Here is an 18,312-nt window from a genome sequence, read left to right as displayed (position 1 = left end):
GGTCTATCGCGAAAATCCGCCCCCGCCGATGCGGAGAAAGTTTCGTTCCGCGGCGGCCCTTCGGGCCGGCTTGATCGTGGGTGTGTCTAGCAGATCAACCAGGCAAAACGGTTGTCGCGAGATAAGAATGGCGGCTCGTGGTCGTCGAGGCGCCCCGCGATGATCGACTCTATGCCCGCGAAGTAGCTTTCGTCGGGTGACCCAAACCTGTTGTGGCGACGGTTGGTGGCAAACGAGCGGGATTAGTGCTGCAATTGCAAGAGGATCTAGGCCTCTCAATTGGATAGGTGGTGCTGCCAGACAGGATTGAACTGTCGACCTCTCCATTACCAATGGAGTGCTCTACCACTGAGCTACGGCAGCATGCCCGGGAAAAATTGAATCGGCCCCAAGGGCCCGTCCAAGCGGGCGGTTCTTGCCACAGGCCTCCCTTTCGCGCAAGCGAAACAGCGTCCCTGCTGCCCGTGAAATCGGCAGAAATTGGCGTTCCTCGCCGGCGATTCCGACCAATCCGGCCGATTTCGGCCGGATTGGGTTCCCGATCGGTCGAAAAGCTCCTGATTCTGTCGCGCGCCGAATCATGCCATCGAGCACAACTGGCCGACCGGGTAGGGTGCGCCGGCGTCGGCCATTGTCTATGCTGGCCTCTTGCTAGAGGCGTCGGCAGTTCGAAAGTTTTGCAATGACGGGCGATCGGGACAAGGGCGGCGGGCAGGCCGGGGCCCGCGTGAAGGATTCACGACAGGATCGTCTCAAGCTGGCGCTGCGCGAAAACCTGAAGCGGCGGAAGTCGCAGGCGCGCGGTCGCGAGGATGTGGCTTCCGAACCGGGCCATGGCTCTTTAGATCGTGGCTCGCTAGATGACGCCGGTGGAAACGAGCCGCGCCGTTAACCCGGCTCGTGTGTTGCAAGAACGTGTGTTGCAAGAAGAAGAAGCGGGTCGCCGACATGACTGTAGATGAGACGACGATCGATCGGCTGAACGCAACCGCTTACGCCTTTCCGCGCCATGAGCAGACCTTTCCGACTCTGACGGCGCATGAGATCGAGCGGATGCGCCGCTTCGGCGAGCCGCGGTCGTTTGGGGATGGCGAGGCGCTGTTCGAAACCGGCAAGCCGGGGCCCGGCATGTTCGTCGTGCTGTCGGGCTCAATCGCGATCACCCAGCGCGACGGCCTCGGCCATGTCACGCCTGTGATCGACCAGGGGCCCGGCCAATTCCTCGCCGAGATCGGCCAGCTTTCCGGCCGCCCCGCGCTGGTCGACGGCCATGCCGACGGTGTTGTCGAGACCTTGCTGCTGCCGCCGGAGCGGCTGCGCGCGCTGCTGGTTGCCGAGGCCGACCTCGGCGAGCGCATCATGCGCGCACTGATCCTGCGCCGGGTCAGCTTGATCCAGGGCGGCGCCGGCGGGCCGGTGCTGATCGGCCCTGCGTCTGTCGGCAACATGGCGCAGCTGCAGAATTTCCTGGCGCGCAACGGCCAGCCGCACCACTTCCTCGACCCCGAGACCGACAAGGACGCTGCCGACCTCGTCGCGCGCTATTCGCCGACGCGCGCCGAGCTGCCGCTGGTGGTCTGTCCGAACGGCACGGTGCTGCGCAATCCGTCCGAGACCGCGCTTGCGATGGCGCTCGGCATGATCGGCAACAGCGCGCATGACAAGCTCTACGATGTCGCCGTGGTCGGCAGCGGCCCGGCCGGGCTTGCCACCGCGGTCTATGCGGCCTCGGAAGGGTTGTCGGTCGCGGTGTTCGATTCCCGCGCCTTCGGCGGCCAGGCCGGCGCCAGCATGCGGATCGAAAATTATCTGGGCTTCCCGACCGGCATCTCCGGCCAGGCGCTCGCCGGGCGCGCCTTCAACCAGGCGCAGAAATTCGGCGCCGAGATGCTGATCCCGGTCTCCATCAAATCGCTCGACTGCACGAAGGCGTCGGGCGCGTTCGCGCTCGCCACCGGATGCGGGCACACGTTGCGCGCCAGGTCGGTGGTGGTGGCGAGCGGCGCGCGCTATCGCCGGCCTGGGATCGATAATCTCGAGAGCTATGAGGGCCGCGGCGTCTGGTACTGGGCCTCGCCGATCGAGGCGCGGCTCTGCGCCAACCAGGACGTCGTGCTGGTCGGCGGCGGCAACTCCGCAGGCCAGGCGGCGGTGTTCCTGTCGGCGCATGCCCGCAGGGTCAACATGATGATCCGCGGCGGCGGGCTCGGGGCCAGCATGTCGCGCTACCTGATCGAGCGCATCGAGGCGACGCCGAACATCGAATTGATGTTCAACACCGAGGTGATCGGGCTCGAAGGCGCGGAGACGCTGGAGCGCGTGCGCTGGCGCAGCCGGCTCGCGCCCGACGAGTTCACCATGGATATCCGCAATCTGTTTTTGTTCGTCGGCGCCGATCCGGCCACCGGCTGGCTCGAGGGTTGCGGGGTGCTGGTCGACCGCGGCGGCTTCGTGATGACCGGCGTGCAGAGCGGCGAGGGCGCGCGCGCCGTGCCGCTGCTCGAGACCACGGTGCCCGGCGTGTTCGCGGTCGGCGACGTCCGCTCCGGATCGGTCAAGCGCGTCGGCGGCGCGATCGGCGAGGGCGCCCAGGTCGTCGCCGCCCTGCACGGCTATCTCGCCGACGCGGGCAGTCCGTCGCTGTGAGAGAAGGATCCATTGGGGTAGCTCTATCCCCGTCATCCTGAGGTGCGAGCCTCTTCGGCGAGCCTCGAAGGATGCACGGCTCGGTCTGTGGCCGATTCATCCTTCGAGGCTCGCTCCGCTCGCACCTCAGGATGACGGATTGAACAGGGATGCATAAAGAGAGGCCAAAATGTCAAAAGGCTGCACCCACATCGCCGGCATCCAGGACGTCACGCCGAGCGCGCTCGGCTGCGAGGAGTGCCTGAAGAGCGGCAGCCGCTGGCTGCATTTGCGGATCTGCCGGAGCTGCGGCCATGTCGGCTGCTGCGACGACTCGCCGAACCGGCATGCGACGGCGCATTTCCACGCCACCGGCCATCCCGTGATCGAGGGCTACGATCCGCCGGAAGGCTGGGGCTGGTGCTATGTCGACGAGGTGCTGTTCGATCTGTCGAAGCGCAAGACGCCGCATAATGGGCCGATCCCGCGCTATGATTGATTCAATGTCTCACCAGGCGCACGTGCCGCGTTCTGCGACAGCGCTGCGAACATTTTCGGCAACAGCCGGCGTCGGCGAAATGTCATGAGATGCCGGTCATCCTGCCATCGAACCGTGTAGCAATTTTCGAGGATGCATCGTAACGTGGTGCGGGTCTCATTGGGGAGTGCGTCACATGACGACGTTGGTGCTTGTGCACGTCATTATCAGCCTGATTGCAATCGTCGCCGGTGTGATCGTGATGTTCGGCCTGCTCGGCTCGCGGGCGATGCCGGGGCTGACCGCGATCTTCCTGCTGTTCACGATCCTGACCAGCGCCACCGGGTTCGTGATTCCGCCGCTGGTGACCGAGAAGCTGCTGCCGTCGCACATCATCGGCGGCCTGTCGCTGCTGCTGCTCGCGATCGCCTGCATCGCGCTGTATGCGATGCAGCTCAAAGGCGCCTGGCGGCCGATCTATGTCGTGACCGCGATGGTCTCGCTCTATCTCAACGTCTTCGTGCTTGTTATCCAGAGTTTCCTCAAGGTGCCCGCGCTGCAGGCGCTGGCGCCGGCGGTGCCGCCGAATCCGCCCGCCGGCCCGGTGTTTGCGGTGGTGCAGGGCGTCGTGCTGGTGTTCTTCGCCGTGATGATCATCGGTGCCTGGCGCCGGTTCAGGCCGGTCACGTTCGCCTGATCCAGGGCGGGTGACGTCGTCTCAAAGCGACGCACAGCATAGAAGATGAGGTGCGATGGCGCGTCCGCGACGCGCCATCGCCCGAGGTCCGTCTACGCCTGCGTGTCCGGACCAAAGGATCAGCAACAAGAGGAGCAATCAAATGCCCACCATCACCACCAAAGACGGCGTCGACATCTTCTACAAGGATTGGGGTTCGGGCCAGCCGATCGTGTTCAGCCATGGCTGGCCGCTGTCGTCGGACGATTGGGACGCCCAGATGCTGTTCTTCGTGGGGCACGGCTTTCGCGTCGTCGCCCATGACCGCCGCGGCCACGGCCGCTCCGCCCAGGTCGGCGACGGCCATGACATGGACCACTATGCCGACGACCTCGCTTCCGTCACCGCGCATCTCGATTTGAAGAACGCGGTCCACGTCGGCCATTCCACCGGCGGCGGCGAGGTCGTGCACTACATCGCGCGCCACGGCGAGAGCCGGGTGGCGAAGGCGGCGATCCTGAGCGCGGTGCCGCCCCTGATGCTGCAGACGGCGGCCAATCCCGGCGGCCTGCCGAAGTCGGTGTTCGACGGCCTGCAGGCGCAACTCGCGGCCAACCGCTCGCAGTTCTACCGCGATCTGCCGGCCGGGCCGTTCTACGGCTACAACCGGCCCGGTGCGAAGCCGTCGGAGGCCGTGATCCAGAACTGGTGGCGGCAGGGCATGATGGGCGGCGCCAAGGCGCATTACGACGGCATCGTCGCCTTCTCGCAGACCGACTTCACCGAGGACCTGAAGAAGATCAACGTCCCGGTGCTGGTGATGCATGGCGACGACGACCAGATCGTGCCCTACGCCGATTCCGGCCCGCTCTCGGCCAAGCTTTTGAAGAACGGCACGCTGAAGACCTACAAGGGTTTTCCGCACGGCATGCCGACCACAGAAGCCGAGACCATCAACAAGGATCTGCTGGCGTTCATCAGGGGCTGATGTGACGCTGTTCTCTTGCGCCAGGCAACGCAGCTTCACTTCGATCGCGTAAGGGAGCCACCAGCGGCAAGGTTCCCTCCCCCCTTGCGGGGCCCGCAAGGGGGAGCCTGACCAGCGTGCTCACCTCACCAGAATTCGCCTAACGAATAGCGCAGAGATCCTGTCGCTCCGCACGCTCACTCAAAAATCGCGCGGATCGCGGCGAAGATGCGCTTGGCGAGCAGATCCGGCTTCTCGCGGGCGCCGTCGGCGGCCCAGAGATCGCCGCCGACGCGCATCGCGCCGGTGGTGATCATTGCGACCAGCCGGGCCCTCATCCGGTCGGCCTTGTTGCCGGCGCGCTTGAGCAAGGCGTCGGCGAGATCGCGCTCGAGCTTCTCGTACTTCACCTGATCGCGGGCCTGCAGCGCCGGATTGTCGCGCTTGAGCTTTGCCAGTGCGACCGCCTCGCGCGGATCGAGCTGCCGCACCATCTCGGCGATCGCGTTCTCCGCGGCCTGCAGCATGGATTCGGTGGCCGGGCGCGCTGCGACCGCTGCGATCAGCGCCGTGCTGCCGTCCTCCTGCCAGGCGAACACGACGTCTTCCTTCGACGCGAAATAGTGAAAGAAGGTGCGGCGCGAGATATCAGCTGCGGCGACGATGTCGTCGAGCGTGGTCGCCTCGAAGCCGCGCTCGAGAAACAGTGCCATCGCCGCCCGGGTCAACCGCTCCCGTGTTTCCCGCCGCTTGCGCGCGCGCAGGCCGGACGTCGCGGCGGGCGGCGCCGAATTCTCGTTGGAGTGCCGGGGCTTGGCAGATTTGCGCGCGGGCGCAGGGCGCTTCAAATTTTTCACCTCTTGCAAAAATGCACTTAGTGCACATTTCACCGGATGCGGCTGGAACCCGCAAGACCGACAACAACCGTCAGAACCGATTCGTGTCGCAAGGAGATATAAGCATGACTGGCTGGAGCACTGCAGACATTCCGCGGCAGCGCGGCAGGACCGCGGTGATAACAGGCGCAACCGGCGGGCTCGGCTATGAGACCGCGCTCGCGCTGGCGCGTGCCGGCGCCAATGTCGTGCTGACCGGCCGCAACGGCGCCAAGGGGCAGGACGCGCTGGCGCGGATCCGCGCGCAGCTCCCCGATGCCGCGGTCACCTATGAAACGCTCGACCTCGCGAGCCTCGCATCGGTCGCGGATTTCGCCGCGCGCTTTGCCGCCAGCCACGATGCGCTCGACCTGTTGATCAACAATGCCGCCGTGATGGCGCTGCCGAAACGGCAGGTCACGTCAGACGGCTTCGAGATGCAGTTCGGCACCAACTATCTCGGCCACTACGCGCTGACCGCGCATCTGTTGCCGCAGCTGCGCCGCGGCCAAAACACCCGCGTCGTCAATCTGTCGAGCCTCGCCCACCGCACCGGCGCGATCAGTTTCGCCGATTTGCAGTCGCAGCGCGCCTATGTGCCATGGCGTGCCTACTGCCAGTCGAAGCTTGCGATGCTGATGTTTGCGCTCGAGCTGCAGCGCCGCAGCGCGCGCAATGGCTGGGGGATCATGAGCAATGCCGCGCATCCAGGCTACGCGCGCACCGAGCTGATCCCGAACGGACCAGGCACCGACAGCTTGTCGTGGCGGCTCGGCCGATATCTGCAGCCCTTCATGAGCCATTCGGCGGCCGCGGGCGCGCTGCCGACGCTGTTCGCGGCGACCTCGCCGGCAGCCGAGCCCGGCGGCTATTACGGGCCCGACTGGTTCTATGAATTGAAGGGCCCGCCGGTGCCGGCGCGGATCATGCCGCAGGCCAGGGACACCGTGGTGGCGGAGCAGCTCTGGGATGTCTCGGCGATGCTGACCGGTGTATCGTTCGATCAGGTCGCCACCGCCGCCTGAGCGCGATCGGGCGGCAAGGCGGCATCGAGGGGCAATCGAGATGAAAATCATCCTGTTCGGCGCGACCGGCATGGTCGGGCAGGGCGTGCTGCGCGAATGCCTGCTTGATGGCGGCGTCGAGCGGGTGCTCGCGGTCGGGCGCAGCCTGACCGGGCAGCGCAATGCCAAGCTCGTCGAACTGACCTGCGACAATTTCGTCGATTACAGCGCGATCGAGCCGCAGCTGACCGGCTACGATGCCTGCTTCTTCTGTCTTGGCGTCTCCTCGATCGGCATGGACGAGGCGCGCTACCGCCATCTCACCTACGACGTCACGCTGGCCGCCGCGACGACGCTGGCGCGGCTCAATCCCGGCATGGTGTTCACCTATGTCACCGGACGCGGCACCGATTCCACCGAGCAGGGCTCGCTGATGTGGGCGCGGGTCAAGGGCAAGACCGAGAACGACCTGCTGAAACTGCCGTTCAAGGCCGCCTACATGTTCCGGCCCGCCGGCATCCAGCCGCTGCATGGCGTGCGTTCCAAGACGCCCTGGGTGCAGGCGATCTATCTCGCGACCTCACCGCTGCTGTCGCTTCTGGTCCGGCTCGCCCCCGCCTACATGACCACCTCGGAACAGCTCGGCCGCGCCATGCTCGAGGTCGTCCGCGACGGCTACCCCCGGCCGGTGCTGGAGAGCGAGGACATCAACAGCCTCTGAGCCGTGCCGGGGACCCGGTTCCCTTGGAGCCGGATTTGCTCCGGATTTCCTTGGGCCACGTGGTACCTCGGGGGTCTCAAGGCGTTATAACTGCCGCATGTCCCCACCTGCTCCCCTGAAACTGATCGCCCTCGATGCCGAAGACCTTGCGGTGATCTCCGCCCATGTGCAGGACGCCCGCGTTCAGCCCGCCGACATCGTCTGGCGCCAGGACGAGAAACGCCTGGTGGTCGGGTTGAACCGGCTCGACTGGGAGCAGACCCTGTCCGGCGGCGCCTGCTCGCGCCGGCTGATCGCCGCGCTCAGGTTCGACCGGGTGCTGGCATGCAAGTCGCGCAATATCGACCTTGAGGCCCCGGGGGCCAGCCTGGAACTGCTCGGGATCGAATTCCATGCCTCCGACCCGCCGGGCGGCAGCGCGCTCCTGATGTTCGGCCAGGGCGCCGCGCTGCGGCTCGATGTCGAGTGCCTGGAGTGCGAATTGACCGATCTCGGCACGGATGATCTCGGGGTGGCGGCGGGGTAAATATGCCGTCGTCCCAGCGAAGGCCGGGACCCATAATCACAAATGCCATTTGTTATGGGACGCTGGGGGGCCCACCCTGCTCCAGCTGCGGGCTTCAGGGGTAATGGGTCCCGGCCTTCGCCGGGACGACGGTGGGCGGGACGACGGTGGGATTGCGTGTCTGGCAAGGGTTGACGGCCATTATCCGCCGCGCCATTGAGCAGGGACCCAGAATCCTCTTCAGAAAGCCGCCATGCCCGTTCGCCTGGACCGACAGAGCGCCGATTTCGACCAGCGTTTCCGCGATTTCCTGGCGGCCAAGCGCGAGGTATCGGCCGACGTCGAGCGCGCCACCCGCGCCATCGTCGACGACGTGGCGGCTCGCGGCGACGCGGCGCTGCTCGAGGCGACCAAGAAATTCGACCGGCTCGACATCGACGCCGCCGGCCTGCGCATCACCGCCGCCGAAATCGACGCCGCGGTGGCCGCGTGCGACCCCAAAACCGTCGAGGCGCTAAAATTCGCGCGCGACCGGATCGAGACCTTTCACCGCCGCCAGCTGCCGAAGGACGAGCGCTTCACCGATGCCGCCGGCGTCGAGCTCGGCTGGCGCTGGAGCGCGGTCGATGCGGTCGGGCTCTACGTGCCCGGCGGCACCGCGGCCTATCCGTCCTCGGTGCTGATGAACGCGGTGCCGGCCAAGGTCGCCGGCGTGCCGCGGGTGGTGATGGTGGTGCCGGCGCCGGACGGCAAGCTCAACCCGCTGGTGCTGGCGGCAGCAGGTCTCGGCGGCGTCTCGGAGATCTACCGCGTCGGCGGCGCCCAGGCGGTGGCGGCGCTGGCCTATGGCACCGCGACGATCGCGCCGGTCGCCAAGATCGTCGGCCCCGGCAACGCCTATGTCGCCGCCGCCAAGCGGCTGGTGTTCGGCAAGGTCGGTATCGACATGATCGCCGGCCCGTCCGAGGTGCTCGTGATCGCCGACGACACCGGCAATGCCGACTGGATCGCGGCCGATCTGCTGGCGCAGGCCGAGCATGACGTCAGCGCGCAGTCGATCCTGATCACCGACAGTGCGCGGCTCGCCACCGATGTCGAGCGCGCGGTCGAGGCACAGTTGGCGACGCTGCCGCGTGCGGCGATCGCGCGGGCCTCGTGGGACGATTTCGGTGCGATCATCATGGTCGCAAAGCTCGACGACGCGGTCGAGCTCGCCAACGCGATCGCGGCCGAGCATCTGGAGATCATGACCGCGGACGCCGAGGGCCTGTCGAAGCAGGTCCGCAATGCCGGGGCGATCTTCCTCGGGGCCAATACGCCCGAGGCGATCGGCGATTATGTCGGCGGCTCCAACCATGTGCTGCCGACCGCGCGCTCGGCGCGGTTCTCCTCGGGCCTCGGGGTGCTTGACTTCATGAAGCGAACCTCGATCCTGAGGTGCGGGCCGGATCAGCTTCGTGCGCTCGGGCCCGCCGCGATGACGCTCGGCCAGGCCGAGGGTCTCGATGCCCATTCACGTTCCGTCGGATTGCGCCTCAACCTCTCATGAACAAGCCACCAGACGACGAGGATTCCAACAATCGCATCGTCGCGGTGACGCTCGACGAGGAATCGATCGGCCGTTCCGGGCCCGACATCGAGCATGAGCGGGCGATCGCGATCTACGACCTGGTCGAGCAGAATCTGTTTGCGCCGGAAGGCGGCGCCGGGCCGGGGCCCTACACCCTGCACATCGCGATCACCGGCAACCGGCTGATGTTCGATATCCGCAAGGAGGACGGCGCGCCGGTGGTCGCGCATCTCTTGTCGCTGACGCCGTTCCGCCGCGTCGTGAAGGACTACTTCATGATCTGCGACAGCTATTATCAGGCAATCCGGACAGCTACGCCGGACAAGATCGAGGCGATCGACATGGGCCGCCGCGGCATCCATGACGAGGGCTCGCGCACGCTGCAGGAGCGGCTCAAGGGCAAGGTGCGCGTCGACTTCGAGACCGCGCGGCGGCTGTTCACGCTGATCACTGTGCTGCACTGGAAGGGTGAGGGCGGGCAATGATCGGAATGACGCTTGACGGGGGCGCGCCCCGGTCGAAAAAAGCCTGATCGCATGGAAGCGCCGCGCGCGCGCAACCCGCAGGCCGTGCTGTTCGCATGCGGCCTCAACAGCGTGCGCTCACCGATGGCCGAAAGCCTGCTGCAGCAGATGTTCCCGCAAGGCCTCTATGTCCGCTCGGCCGGCGTGCGGAAGGGCGAGCTCGACCCGTTCGCGATCGCCGTGATGGCCGAGCTCGGCCAGGACATCTCCACCCACAAGCCGCAAACCTTCGAGGAGCTCGAGGACTGGGAAGGCCTGAACTTCGACCTGATCATCACGCTGGCGCCGGAGGCCCACCACAGGGCGCTCGACCTCACCCGCACGGTCGCGGCCGATGTCGAATACTGGCCGACGGTGGACCCGACCGGCACCGAGGGGACACGCGAGCAGAAGCTCGCTGCCTATCGCGAGGTCTGCGACGGCCTGTTGCTGCGCATCCGCCGCCGTTTTGCCAAGGGCGCGGCGAACGAATGATTGCCCGATAGTCGCGAGCCGCCCCGCATACCCGGTTCGCCTCTCCCCTTGTGGGAGAGGCCGGATTGCATCGACAGATGCAATCCGGGTGAGGGGTTTCGGTCTCTCGTGGGACTTCCGCTCGCCGACAGACCTGAACCCCTCACCCGGAATTCAAGCTGTCGCTTGAATTCCGACCTCTCCCACAAGGGGAGAGGTGAAGAGTCCTGCGTGGTTCCGATTCGCAGAACGCCCCTTGTCGCCAGACTGACAAACAGCTGTGCTTATGGGGCCTTGTCGCCCACGGGGAAGCGCGATTCGCAGCCGGTTCCAAGGTTGTGCATCCATGCCCCATCCGATAGGTTCCGCCCGCGTCCGTCCCCCCGATTCAGCCCAAAAGCCCGCATGCTAGGCCGTCCCAAATTCGTTCTTGCTTCCGGTTCGCCGCGGCGGCTGGCCCTGCTCAACCAGGCCGGCATCGAGCCCGATGCGTTGCGTCCGGCCGATGTCGACGAGACCCCGCGGCGGGGCGAGTTGCCGCGCGCCTGCGCCAATCGGCTGGCGCGTGCGAAAGCGGACGCCGCGCTGAAATCGGTGCAGCTCGACGACGATCTGCGCGGCTCCTTCATCATTGCCGCCGACACCGTGGTCGCGGTCGGCCGCCGCATTTTGCCGAAAGCCAATCTGGTCGACGAGGCCGCGCAGTGCCTGCGGCTATTGTCGGGCCGCAACCACCGCGTCTACACCGCGATCTGTGTGGTGACGCCGCGCGAGGCGTTCCGCCAGCGCCTGGTCGAGACGCGCGTGCGCTTCAAGCGGCTCAGCGACGACGATATCCAGGCCTATATCGGCTCCGGCGAATGGCGCGGCAAGGCCGGCGGCTATGCCGTGCAGGGCATCGCCGGATCCTTCGTGGTCAAGCTGGTCGGCTCCTACACCAATGTGGTCGGCCTGCCGCTCTACGAGACCGTGACCCTGCTCGGCGGCGAGGGCTTTCCGATCCGCCATGGCTGGCTCAACGCCGTCGCGGTGTGAGATCTGACGAGTCTCTCTTCCGGCGCCACGTCGGCACTGCACCTCTCCCCTTGTGGGAGAGGTCGGAATTCAAGCGACAGCTTGAATTCCGGGTGAGGGGTCTGCCTCCGCGGACAGAGACCCCTCATCCGGCGCGGACTGCGCATAGCCGATGCGTTTGCATCGGCGTCCTTTTACAACGGCGGCCGAAGGCCGCCTATGGCCACCTTCTCCCACCAGGGGAGAAGGGAAGTGGGCCAGCGGCGAACGTGGAACACGCAGTCGCCTTCTCAATCGCCAACTGGTGTAAACTCCGCCCAGCCATGACCGACCAAGCCCGAACACCCCCTGCCACCGCGCGCGCCTGCCCGATCTGCAGCAAGCCCGCCCAGCAGGCTTTTCTCCCGTTCTGTTCCCCGCGCTGCCGCGACGTCGACCTCAACCGCTGGCTGACCGGCCGCTACGTCGTCCCCGGCCGCGAGGACGACGTAGAGGACGGGGAATAGCCAAGATTTCCCAACAAGTTGGGGAAACAACGCCACGCGGGCCGCGCCCGGCGAAGCGTTTCGCGAAGCCGGGTGGACACGGCGCCCCGACCTCTCTATAAACCGCCCGCTCGCTGCGGCCTTTCGGCCCCGCGAGTATGCCCAGGTAGCTCAGTTGGTAGAGCATGCGACTGAAAATCGCAGTGTCGGTGGTTCGATCCCGCCCCTGGGCACCATGACTTCTACCCACCAAGTGTCGGTGGTTCGATTCCCGATCACACGCCACATGAAGCGCTAGGGAACGCGGTGAACAGCCGCGACCAACTCTCACCTGGGTAGGAATCTGGGTAGCGACGAAAATCGAGTTGGCGTCCTACCCATCCGGTTTGTCCGTGGTTCGATTCCCACCTTTGACAATTCACACGAACCGTTGCAGCCGCGCTTGCGCGTTGGCGGACGCATGAGAGAATGAAAGCAATAGAAGTTTATCCATCGAGCTATGTCAGACAACAGCGGGGCGGTAACGCCCAACACAGTCGGCGAACTTCGCGTTCGCACCACGTTTAATCCCAGCGCCAATGGTAATGTGGATGTTATCAAACAGCGCACGGCCGAATTGATCAACCTATGCGATCACCTCAAACCCAAGGACCCTCGCTTGGTGGCTTTGGCGCAGACGGCTTACGAGGAAGCGGCAATGTGGGCCGTCAAAGCAGCGACCGCGTAGCCGCCTCGTAACCTGTATGCATAGACTCCCTCAAACAGTTGAGGGAGTTCTTTGTTGGGTGGGACAAACTGACAAGAGAGTTATAGTCCACCAAAATTTGGGTCGCCGTTTCGCTCCACAAGGTCGGACCAAAACGGAATGTGCTTGGTTGGTTGGCTCCAGGGGCGATGGTTGAACCCAAGAAACTCTCGCTCAAAATAGTCCGTCAAATTGGCTCCGTAGTAAATCACGTCGGCCTGATACACGGAGAATACGGGATTACCTTGCTCGCGAGGTTCTTCCGGTAAATACCGGTGCGCGATCAATGGTATCAACTTCGGCGCGCGCGCGACGATTGATTGCAAAACTTCCTTACGGGCATCTGCGTTGGTTGGCCTCGTTCCCCATTCAGGCCACCACAGGTGATTCTGTTCAACGTCGAACAGAAGTCCTTCAAAGGGCCAAGCCAGCGCTCGCCTTATCTCAGCATCGTTCGTCCAATCGTGCCCGTTTGCCGGACGTTTCTCCCTCAACAAGGCAATCAAGTCGGGAGGAAATTCCAGATCAAATCGACGTTGGGCGCTATCAAGCTCAGCCTGTGTGTAGCCCTTAAGCCATTGCTCCGAAATCATCGCTCCTCACGCCCGCTGCTGGTGCTTCTTGGTTGGCCATAGTCGTCGATGCGAATTTCCAGAGGTACACTATAGCGCACCACTGCAACCCGCGCGCGTATGGGTAGGAATCTGGTTAGGTAATTTTCGTTCGCGTGAATTGTCTAGCGTTGGCAATATCTTAGAAGATCAGATATGGTCGGCCCCTGGGCACCATTCTCCTCGCAGCAGTTCTGACCAGTCCAACAGCGCATTCGGACGATCCGGAACGCGAGACGGGAACTTGGCTGGCTGCCACCCGTTTGCAGTGGCGGACATCTTGATTCCGGCGTCGCAATTTGGCGCCCTATCGTAGAGGCAATCCCACGCCTGAAGGACGTTGCGACGTGGCCAGGAAATTCAAAGTCGGCGATTACGTCAGCTGGAATTCCGAGGCCGGACGGGTCTCGGGCACCATCATCGCGGTTCACACCAGCGATTTTGATTACAAGGGGCACATGCACCGCGCCTCGGAGGCCGATCCGCAATACGAGATCAAGAGCGACAAGACCGATCACGTCGCGGCCCACAAGGGCAGCGCGCTCCATCATGCCTAGCAAAGGCGTGGCGTTTCCGTTCTTCACGATCGGCCATTCCAACCGCGCCCTCGAGGATTTCATCGTCCTCCTCACCGCGGCCAAGATCGATCGTGTCGTCGACATCAGAACGGTGCCGAGGTCGAGGACCAATCCGCAGTTCAACAAGGATACGTTGCCAAAACCGCTGACGGTGGTCGGCATCTCGTATGAGCATCTGGCCGATCTCGGCGGGCTCCGCGGTAAGGCGCAGACCGTGCCGCCTTCGGTCAACGGGTTCTGGAGCAACGAGAGCTTTCACAACTACGCCGACTATGCGCTGTCGCCGCAGTTTCACGCGAGCCTGCAGCATCTGCGCGACGAGGGCCACCGGCAACGCTGCGCGATCATGTGCTCTGAAGCCGTGTGGTGGCGCTGCCACCGCCGCATCGTCGCCGACTATCTCATTGCGTCAGGAGAAGCCGTCGTCCACATCATGGGGGAGGGCCGGCTGGAGCCCGCCCGCCTCACCGAAGGCGCCGTGGTGCAGAGCGACCGCACCGTGGTCTATCCCGCTACTGGTCAACTGGATTTATGAGAGGGGGTGCGAAGGCCTGCGGCCGCCGCACCATTGCCGCGCGCCGCCTCACCCCCCACTCCGCTTCCAGTACCCCGTGCCGAGCTTGCCGGTAATCACCGCCGTCGTATCGCGCACCTCGTAGGAGCCGCCGTCGCTGTAATTCTTCAGCCCCCGCAGCGCGTGCAGCGTCCAGCGGCCGTTGGCGAAACTGACGGTGCCTTCATGCGGGCGCGCGGAGCGGGCGGGCTCGGCGTGGAATTTGTAAGCACCGTCGGCCATGATCTGCCAGATCCAGCGCGACTGGCCGCGGCCGCTTGCCACCATGATCTCCCAGGTGCCGACCAGCGCCGGATCGATGGCCCCGGCTGACGTCGCTGTTGGCGCCGACAATGCCGGAGCCGCGGCGGCCGGCGCCGCGTTCGCCTGTTTCGCGGCCGTGCTCTCGGCCGGCGGCGCGCCCGCGAGATAGATCGCCTTGCGCGACAGCGAGCCGTAGACGAACGGCTGCTGCTCGTTGCGCGTCGCCTCCATCACATCGTCGCGGACGTTGCGGAACATGAAGGTGACCTCGACACCGGGCGCCTCGATGTTGCGCAACAGCGCCGCGGCGAACGGGCTGTTGCGTCCGTCGCCGTCGAGCGCGGTGGTGCCGTCGCGCGCGGCATAGGCGACCAGCACGTTGCCGACCGGCTCGATGCGGCCGAGCCCGCTGCCTGCTGCGGCGCGGGTCGCGAGCGAGCGGCTCATCTTCGCCGCGAACGGATTGTTGCGGCAGGCGTCGAGGATGACGAGGCCGAGGCTTGTGGTGTTTGCGACCTGCAGCATCACGCTCTGCAGGCTGATCGCTTCATTGGCGGCGTCGGTATCGCGCTTCAGCTCGGCATCGACAGGGATCAGCCAGTTGTCGCCGTTGATCTCCATGCCGTGGCCGGCGAAGTATACCGCCGCCATGTCGGCGCCGGCCGCCGCGCGACCGAACGCGATCAGGCCGCGCCGCATCTCGTCGAAGCGGCCATTCGTGATCAGGGTCACAGTGAAGCCGAGGCGCTTCAACGCCGCCGCGACATCGCCGGCGTCGCCAGGCGGATTGGACAGCGCCGGCACGCCTGTGTAGGCGCCGTTGCCGATCACCAGCGCCACTCGCTTGCCGTCGGCCAGAGCCGGCGCTGATGCTAGGCCCGCCAGCACAGCGGTGACGGCCAGTCCCGAAACAAACGCGCGGCGGTTCATGCTGGACCCGATTGGAGGCGACGGGTCCATGGTATCGCAGGGCGCGCGGGCCAGCCACGGAAATGGCTGCGCGATCAGGCCGCCTGCTTCGGCGTCCAGACGCCGGCCGGTACCGGCTCGGCCGGCAGCAGATTGGCGCCGGCGGCGCCCGCGATCGACCGCGTGATCTCGTGGATCTCCTGCACCGACCGCTGCATCGAGAAGCGCGGATAGAGCTCGCGCATCGTGGTGGCGGTCGCGGCCTGCGCCGCGGCGGGATCTGCCAGCACCGCCTCGACGGCGGCGGCGACGCTTGCCGTGTCCTGGCCGAAGGTGAAGCGGGCGAGATGCGGCATCTCGGTGGCCGAGAAGCGGTTGGCATCGAACACCGGCACGGTGCCGGCACCGAGCGCGAAGAACACCCGGTCATGCACCGACAGGTCGATATTCGGATTGAGCGAGACCGCGGCGAGATAGCTGCCGAGGCCTTCGCGCATCGCATCGAAGGTCATCGCGCCGAGCACGCGGGCCGGACGTCCGGCGACGTCGAGATCACTCCAGCCGCCGCCGATGAAGTCGACCGGATAGTCGGCGAGCACGGCGCCCACCTCGCGGGTGCGCACCCCTCTCGTGTAATTGTCGAGCCGGGTCAGGATCACGTTGAACAGGTCGCCGCCCGGCTTCAGATAGACGAGGTGCTGCTCGGCCACGTCGACGATGATTTTGGGAAACCCGCCACAGGTCTTGCCGCGCGCCTCGGCGATCGCATCGAACAGCAGGCCGAACAGTTTTGGCGGCATCGTCTTGCGCCAGCCGCGTTCGAGCGCCAGCGGATTCCAGCCCGACTTGGCGAAGATCAGCCGGCCGTTGCGCTGCTCGGGCGGCAGGCCGCCGAAGAAGCCGGGATCGGGGATGCCCATATGGGTCGCGAAGACAGCGCCATTGGCGCCCAGATGATCGCGGTTGAAGGCGGCGTGGTCCGGAAACACGTAGCCGTGCGCGGTATAGCGGCTCTCGAGCCCGTGCCGCTTGGCAAAATAGCAGGGGTGGTCGCAGAACCAGGTGAAGACGGGGATCTGGGCGACGTCCCAGAACAGCTTGCCGTCCTTGGTGTGGATGTCGAGCCCGATGCCGGAGAAGCCGAGCGCCATCGTCTCCGTCCGCCGCGGCAGCAGGGCGTTGAGCCGGGCCGAGAAATCCGGCGCCAGCAGGTCGAGCATCATGACCTCGTGCCCGAGCCGGTCGAGCTCCGCGGCGGCCATCGCGAGGATGCCGCGCAGCGAATCATAGGTCGTGTTGCTGGAATAGAGAACGCAGATCACGGACATGAGGCCCCCGCGTATGATGTTGTTGCTGCGCGCGGACTTAATCGATCGCCTCGCATGCTCCTCGTTGAACGGCCGAGCCGGCCGTTCCGGGCTCGGAATTATCCTGGCGCCGCGATTTATTTCGCCGGAATGGCCATGCCGCAGCGTTGAAGCTCCGTCGGGGCGCCGTTGCGATCCGACGGACAGGGGCGGGGATCACATGCAGCTTGATGGCTTCGACGTCGTCGTGGTGGGCGCGGGCTTCTTCGGCGCCGTGATCGCCGAGCAGGTCGCGAACAGGCTCGGCCGCTCCGTCTGCGTGCTCGACCGCCGGCCGCATATCGGCGGCAACGCCTATTCGGAGGTCGATCCGGACAGCGGCATCGAGGTGCACCGCTACGGCACCCATATCTTTCACACCAATTCGGAGACCGTCTGGCGCTATCTGCAGCGCTTCACCGAGTTCACCGACTATCGCCACCGCGTCTTCACGGTGGCGAACGGCCGGGTCTATTCGATGCCGATCAACCTTGCCACCGTGTGTGCCGCGTTCGGCCGGATCATGACGCCCGACGAGGCGCGCGCCGCGATCGCGGCGGAGGCCGCAGCGCACGGCGCCTCCGGCATCGGCAATCTCGAGGACAAGGCGATCGCCTCGGTCGGGCGCACGCTCTACGACCTCCTGATCCGCGGCTATACGCAGAAGCAGTGGCAGACCGATCCGCGCGAGCTGTCGGCCGACATCATCGGCCGGCTGCCGGTCCGCTTCACCTTCGATGACCGCTACTTCGCCGACCGTTACGAGGGCATGCCGGTGGACGGCTACACCGCGATCTTCCGCCGGATGCTCGATCATCCCAAGGTCGCGGTCCGGCTCGGTGTCGATTATTTCGACGTCGCCGACCGCATCAAGGCGCGGCAGCTCGTGGTCTATACCGGACCGATCGACCGCTTCTTCGGCTATGCCTGCGGCCATCTCGGTTGGCGCACCGTCGACTTCGCGCGCGAGGTGCACGACGTCGCCGATTTCCAGGGCGCCGCCGTCATCAACTATGCCGACGCCGAGGTGCCGTTCACCCGCATCCACGAGTTCAGGCATCTGCATCCGGAGCGCGCGCATCCGCAAGCGCGGACGACGATCTACCGCGAATATTCCCGCTTTGCCGGCCGCGACGACGAGCCCTATTACCCGATCAACACCGCGGCCGACCGCGCGATGCTCGCCGCCTACCACGGCATGACGGCATCGCATCCGAATGTCATCTTCGGCGGCCGGCTCGGCTCCTACAAATATCTCGACATGCACCAGGCGATCGGCGCGGCGCTGAAGACGTTCGAGCACGAGGTCGAGCCGCGCCTCGGCGGCGGAGGCATGCAACTCGGCGACGCGGCCGCGCGTCGCCACGCCTTGTCGCCCTTGCCGGCGTAATCTAAGCCCTCCGGGTGCG

Annotated in this window: 21 protein-coding genes and 2 tRNA genes; 18 read left to right on the top strand and 5 right to left on the bottom strand. The window is 65.6% G+C overall.

The genetic code is table 11. The features are described 5' to 3' along the window. Positions 1-288 precede the first annotated feature (288 nt). Positions 289-363, bottom strand: a tRNA-Thr gene (locus WDM24_RS37865). Positions 364-682: 319 nt separating this feature from the next. Between WDM24_RS37865 and WDM24_RS37860 the strand changes: the two genes are divergently transcribed. The 5 genes from WDM24_RS37860 to WDM24_RS37840 all read left to right on the top strand — a co-directional run bounded on the left by WDM24_RS37860 (position 683) and on the right by WDM24_RS37840 (position 4,767). Beyond that, positions 683-892, top strand: a complete 210-nt coding sequence (locus WDM24_RS37860; RefSeq protein WP_338829337.1) for a hypothetical protein — start codon at positions 683-685, stop codon at positions 890-892. A 56-nt stretch (positions 893-948) separates the two neighbouring features. Next, positions 949-2,646 (top strand): FAD-dependent oxidoreductase, encoded by a 1,698-nt coding sequence (locus tag WDM24_RS37855; RefSeq protein WP_338829336.1) that lies wholly within the window; start codon positions 949-951, stop codon positions 2,644-2,646. Between the two features lie 169 nt (positions 2,647-2,815). Next, positions 2,816-3,124, top strand: a complete 309-nt coding sequence (locus WDM24_RS37850) for a UBP-type zinc finger domain-containing protein (protein WP_166301447.1) — start codon at positions 2,816-2,818, stop codon at positions 3,122-3,124. 175 nt (positions 3,125-3,299) lie between these two features. Continuing rightward, positions 3,300-3,800: a hypothetical protein gene (locus tag WDM24_RS37845; protein ID WP_338829335.1), complete on the top strand. Its 501-nt coding sequence runs from the start codon at positions 3,300-3,302 to the stop codon at positions 3,798-3,800. Between the two features lie 142 nt (positions 3,801-3,942). Then, positions 3,943-4,767: an alpha/beta fold hydrolase gene (locus tag WDM24_RS37840; protein WP_029079848.1), complete on the top strand. Its 825-nt coding sequence runs from the start codon at positions 3,943-3,945 to the stop codon at positions 4,765-4,767. Positions 4,768-4,943: 176 nt separating this feature from the next. Here WDM24_RS37840 and WDM24_RS37835 read toward each other — a convergent pair whose 3' ends face one another. Next, positions 4,944-5,594, bottom strand: a complete 651-nt coding sequence (locus tag WDM24_RS37835; protein WP_414645652.1) for a TetR family transcriptional regulator — start codon at positions 5,592-5,594, stop codon at positions 4,944-4,946. A gap of 113 nt (positions 5,595-5,707) precedes the next feature. Between WDM24_RS37835 and WDM24_RS37830 the strand changes: the two genes are divergently transcribed. The 10 genes from WDM24_RS37830 (at position 5,708) to WDM24_RS37785 (ending at position 12,624) form a co-directional block, all read left to right on the top strand. Next, the gene (locus WDM24_RS37830) at positions 5,708-6,646 is read left to right on the top strand and encodes an SDR family oxidoreductase (protein WP_338829334.1); all 939 of its coding nucleotides are present in this window, start codon (positions 5,708-5,710) and stop codon (positions 6,644-6,646) included. A 40-nt stretch (positions 6,647-6,686) separates the two neighbouring features. After that, entirely contained in the window at positions 6,687-7,346 is a 660-nt protein-coding gene (locus WDM24_RS37825; protein WP_338829333.1) for an epimerase, read from the top strand. Positions 7,347-7,443: 97 nt separating this feature from the next. Then, positions 7,444-7,872, top strand: a complete 429-nt coding sequence (locus tag WDM24_RS37820) for a DUF2948 family protein (RefSeq protein ID WP_338692486.1) — start codon at positions 7,444-7,446, stop codon at positions 7,870-7,872. Between the two features lie 232 nt (positions 7,873-8,104). Beyond that, positions 8,105-9,400, top strand: coding sequence for a histidinol dehydrogenase (hisD, locus tag WDM24_RS37815; protein ID WP_338692485.1), 1,296 nt, complete (start codon positions 8,105-8,107; stop codon positions 9,398-9,400). Beyond that, a complete protein-coding gene (locus tag WDM24_RS37810) occupies positions 9,397-9,906 on the top strand; it encodes a UPF0262 family protein (protein ID WP_166301465.1) in 510 nt (169 codons plus the stop codon). The genes hisD and WDM24_RS37810 overlap by 4 nt, the downstream gene beginning before the upstream one ends. A gap of 51 nt (positions 9,907-9,957) precedes the next feature. Then, on the top strand, positions 9,958-10,419 hold the full coding sequence (locus tag WDM24_RS37805; RefSeq protein ID WP_338829332.1) for a low molecular weight phosphatase family protein: 462 nt from the start codon (positions 9,958-9,960) through the stop codon (positions 10,417-10,419). A gap of 384 nt (positions 10,420-10,803) precedes the next feature. Then, positions 10,804-11,433 (top strand): Maf-like protein, encoded by a 630-nt coding sequence (locus WDM24_RS37800; RefSeq protein WP_166301471.1) that lies wholly within the window; start codon positions 10,804-10,806, stop codon positions 11,431-11,433. 302 nt (positions 11,434-11,735) lie between these two features. Beyond that, positions 11,736-11,918, top strand: coding sequence for a DNA gyrase inhibitor YacG (gene yacG, locus WDM24_RS37795; RefSeq protein ID WP_166301474.1), 183 nt, complete (start codon positions 11,736-11,738; stop codon positions 11,916-11,918). A gap of 139 nt (positions 11,919-12,057) precedes the next feature. Further along, positions 12,058-12,133, top strand: a tRNA-Phe gene (locus WDM24_RS37790). 263 nt (positions 12,134-12,396) lie between these two features. Beyond that, positions 12,397-12,624 (top strand): DUF7681 family protein, encoded by a 228-nt coding sequence (locus WDM24_RS37785; protein ID WP_338829331.1) that lies wholly within the window; start codon positions 12,397-12,399, stop codon positions 12,622-12,624. Between the two features lie 80 nt (positions 12,625-12,704). Here the strand turns inward: WDM24_RS37785 and WDM24_RS37780 are convergent, their stop codons facing one another. Next, positions 12,705-13,235, bottom strand: coding sequence for a hypothetical protein (locus WDM24_RS37780; RefSeq protein WP_338829330.1), 531 nt, complete (start codon positions 13,233-13,235; stop codon positions 12,705-12,707). A gap of 365 nt (positions 13,236-13,600) precedes the next feature. On the opposite strand from WDM24_RS37780, the gene WDM24_RS37775 reads away from it, so the two are divergent. Together WDM24_RS37775 and WDM24_RS37770 are read left to right on the top strand one after the other, a co-directional pair. Continuing rightward, entirely contained in the window at positions 13,601-13,810 is a 210-nt protein-coding gene (locus WDM24_RS37775) for a DUF2945 domain-containing protein (protein ID WP_166299108.1), read from the top strand. Then, the gene (locus WDM24_RS37770; RefSeq protein ID WP_338829329.1) at positions 13,803-14,366 is read left to right on the top strand and encodes a DUF488 domain-containing protein; all 564 of its coding nucleotides are present in this window, start codon (positions 13,803-13,805) and stop codon (positions 14,364-14,366) included. The genes WDM24_RS37775 and WDM24_RS37770 overlap by 8 nt, the downstream gene beginning before the upstream one ends. Positions 14,367-14,414: 48 nt before the next feature. On the opposite strand, the gene WDM24_RS37765 is transcribed toward WDM24_RS37770, so the two are convergent. Beyond that, the gene (locus tag WDM24_RS37765) at positions 14,415-15,578 is read right to left on the bottom strand and encodes a caspase family protein (protein ID WP_338829328.1); all 1,164 of its coding nucleotides are present in this window, start codon (positions 15,576-15,578) and stop codon (positions 14,415-14,417) included. A 74-nt stretch (positions 15,579-15,652) separates the two neighbouring features. Beyond that, entirely contained in the window at positions 15,653-16,885 is a 1,233-nt protein-coding gene (locus WDM24_RS37760) for a hypothetical protein (RefSeq protein WP_338829327.1), read from the bottom strand. 199 nt (positions 16,886-17,084) lie between these two features. Here WDM24_RS37760 and glf point away from each other — a divergent pair, with 199 nt between their 5' ends. Then, positions 17,085-18,293, top strand: a complete 1,209-nt coding sequence (gene glf, locus WDM24_RS37755; RefSeq protein WP_338829326.1) for a UDP-galactopyranose mutase — start codon at positions 17,085-17,087, stop codon at positions 18,291-18,293. Positions 18,294-18,312: the final 19 nt, after the last annotated feature.

The sequence above is a fragment of the Bradyrhizobium sp. 27S5 genome, assembly GCF_037217225.1.
GTDB lineage: Bacteria > Pseudomonadota > Alphaproteobacteria > Rhizobiales > Xanthobacteraceae > Bradyrhizobium > Bradyrhizobium septentrionale.
Note: the sequence above shows the minus strand (reverse complement) of the source record. Positions and strands in the feature narration are given on the sequence as shown.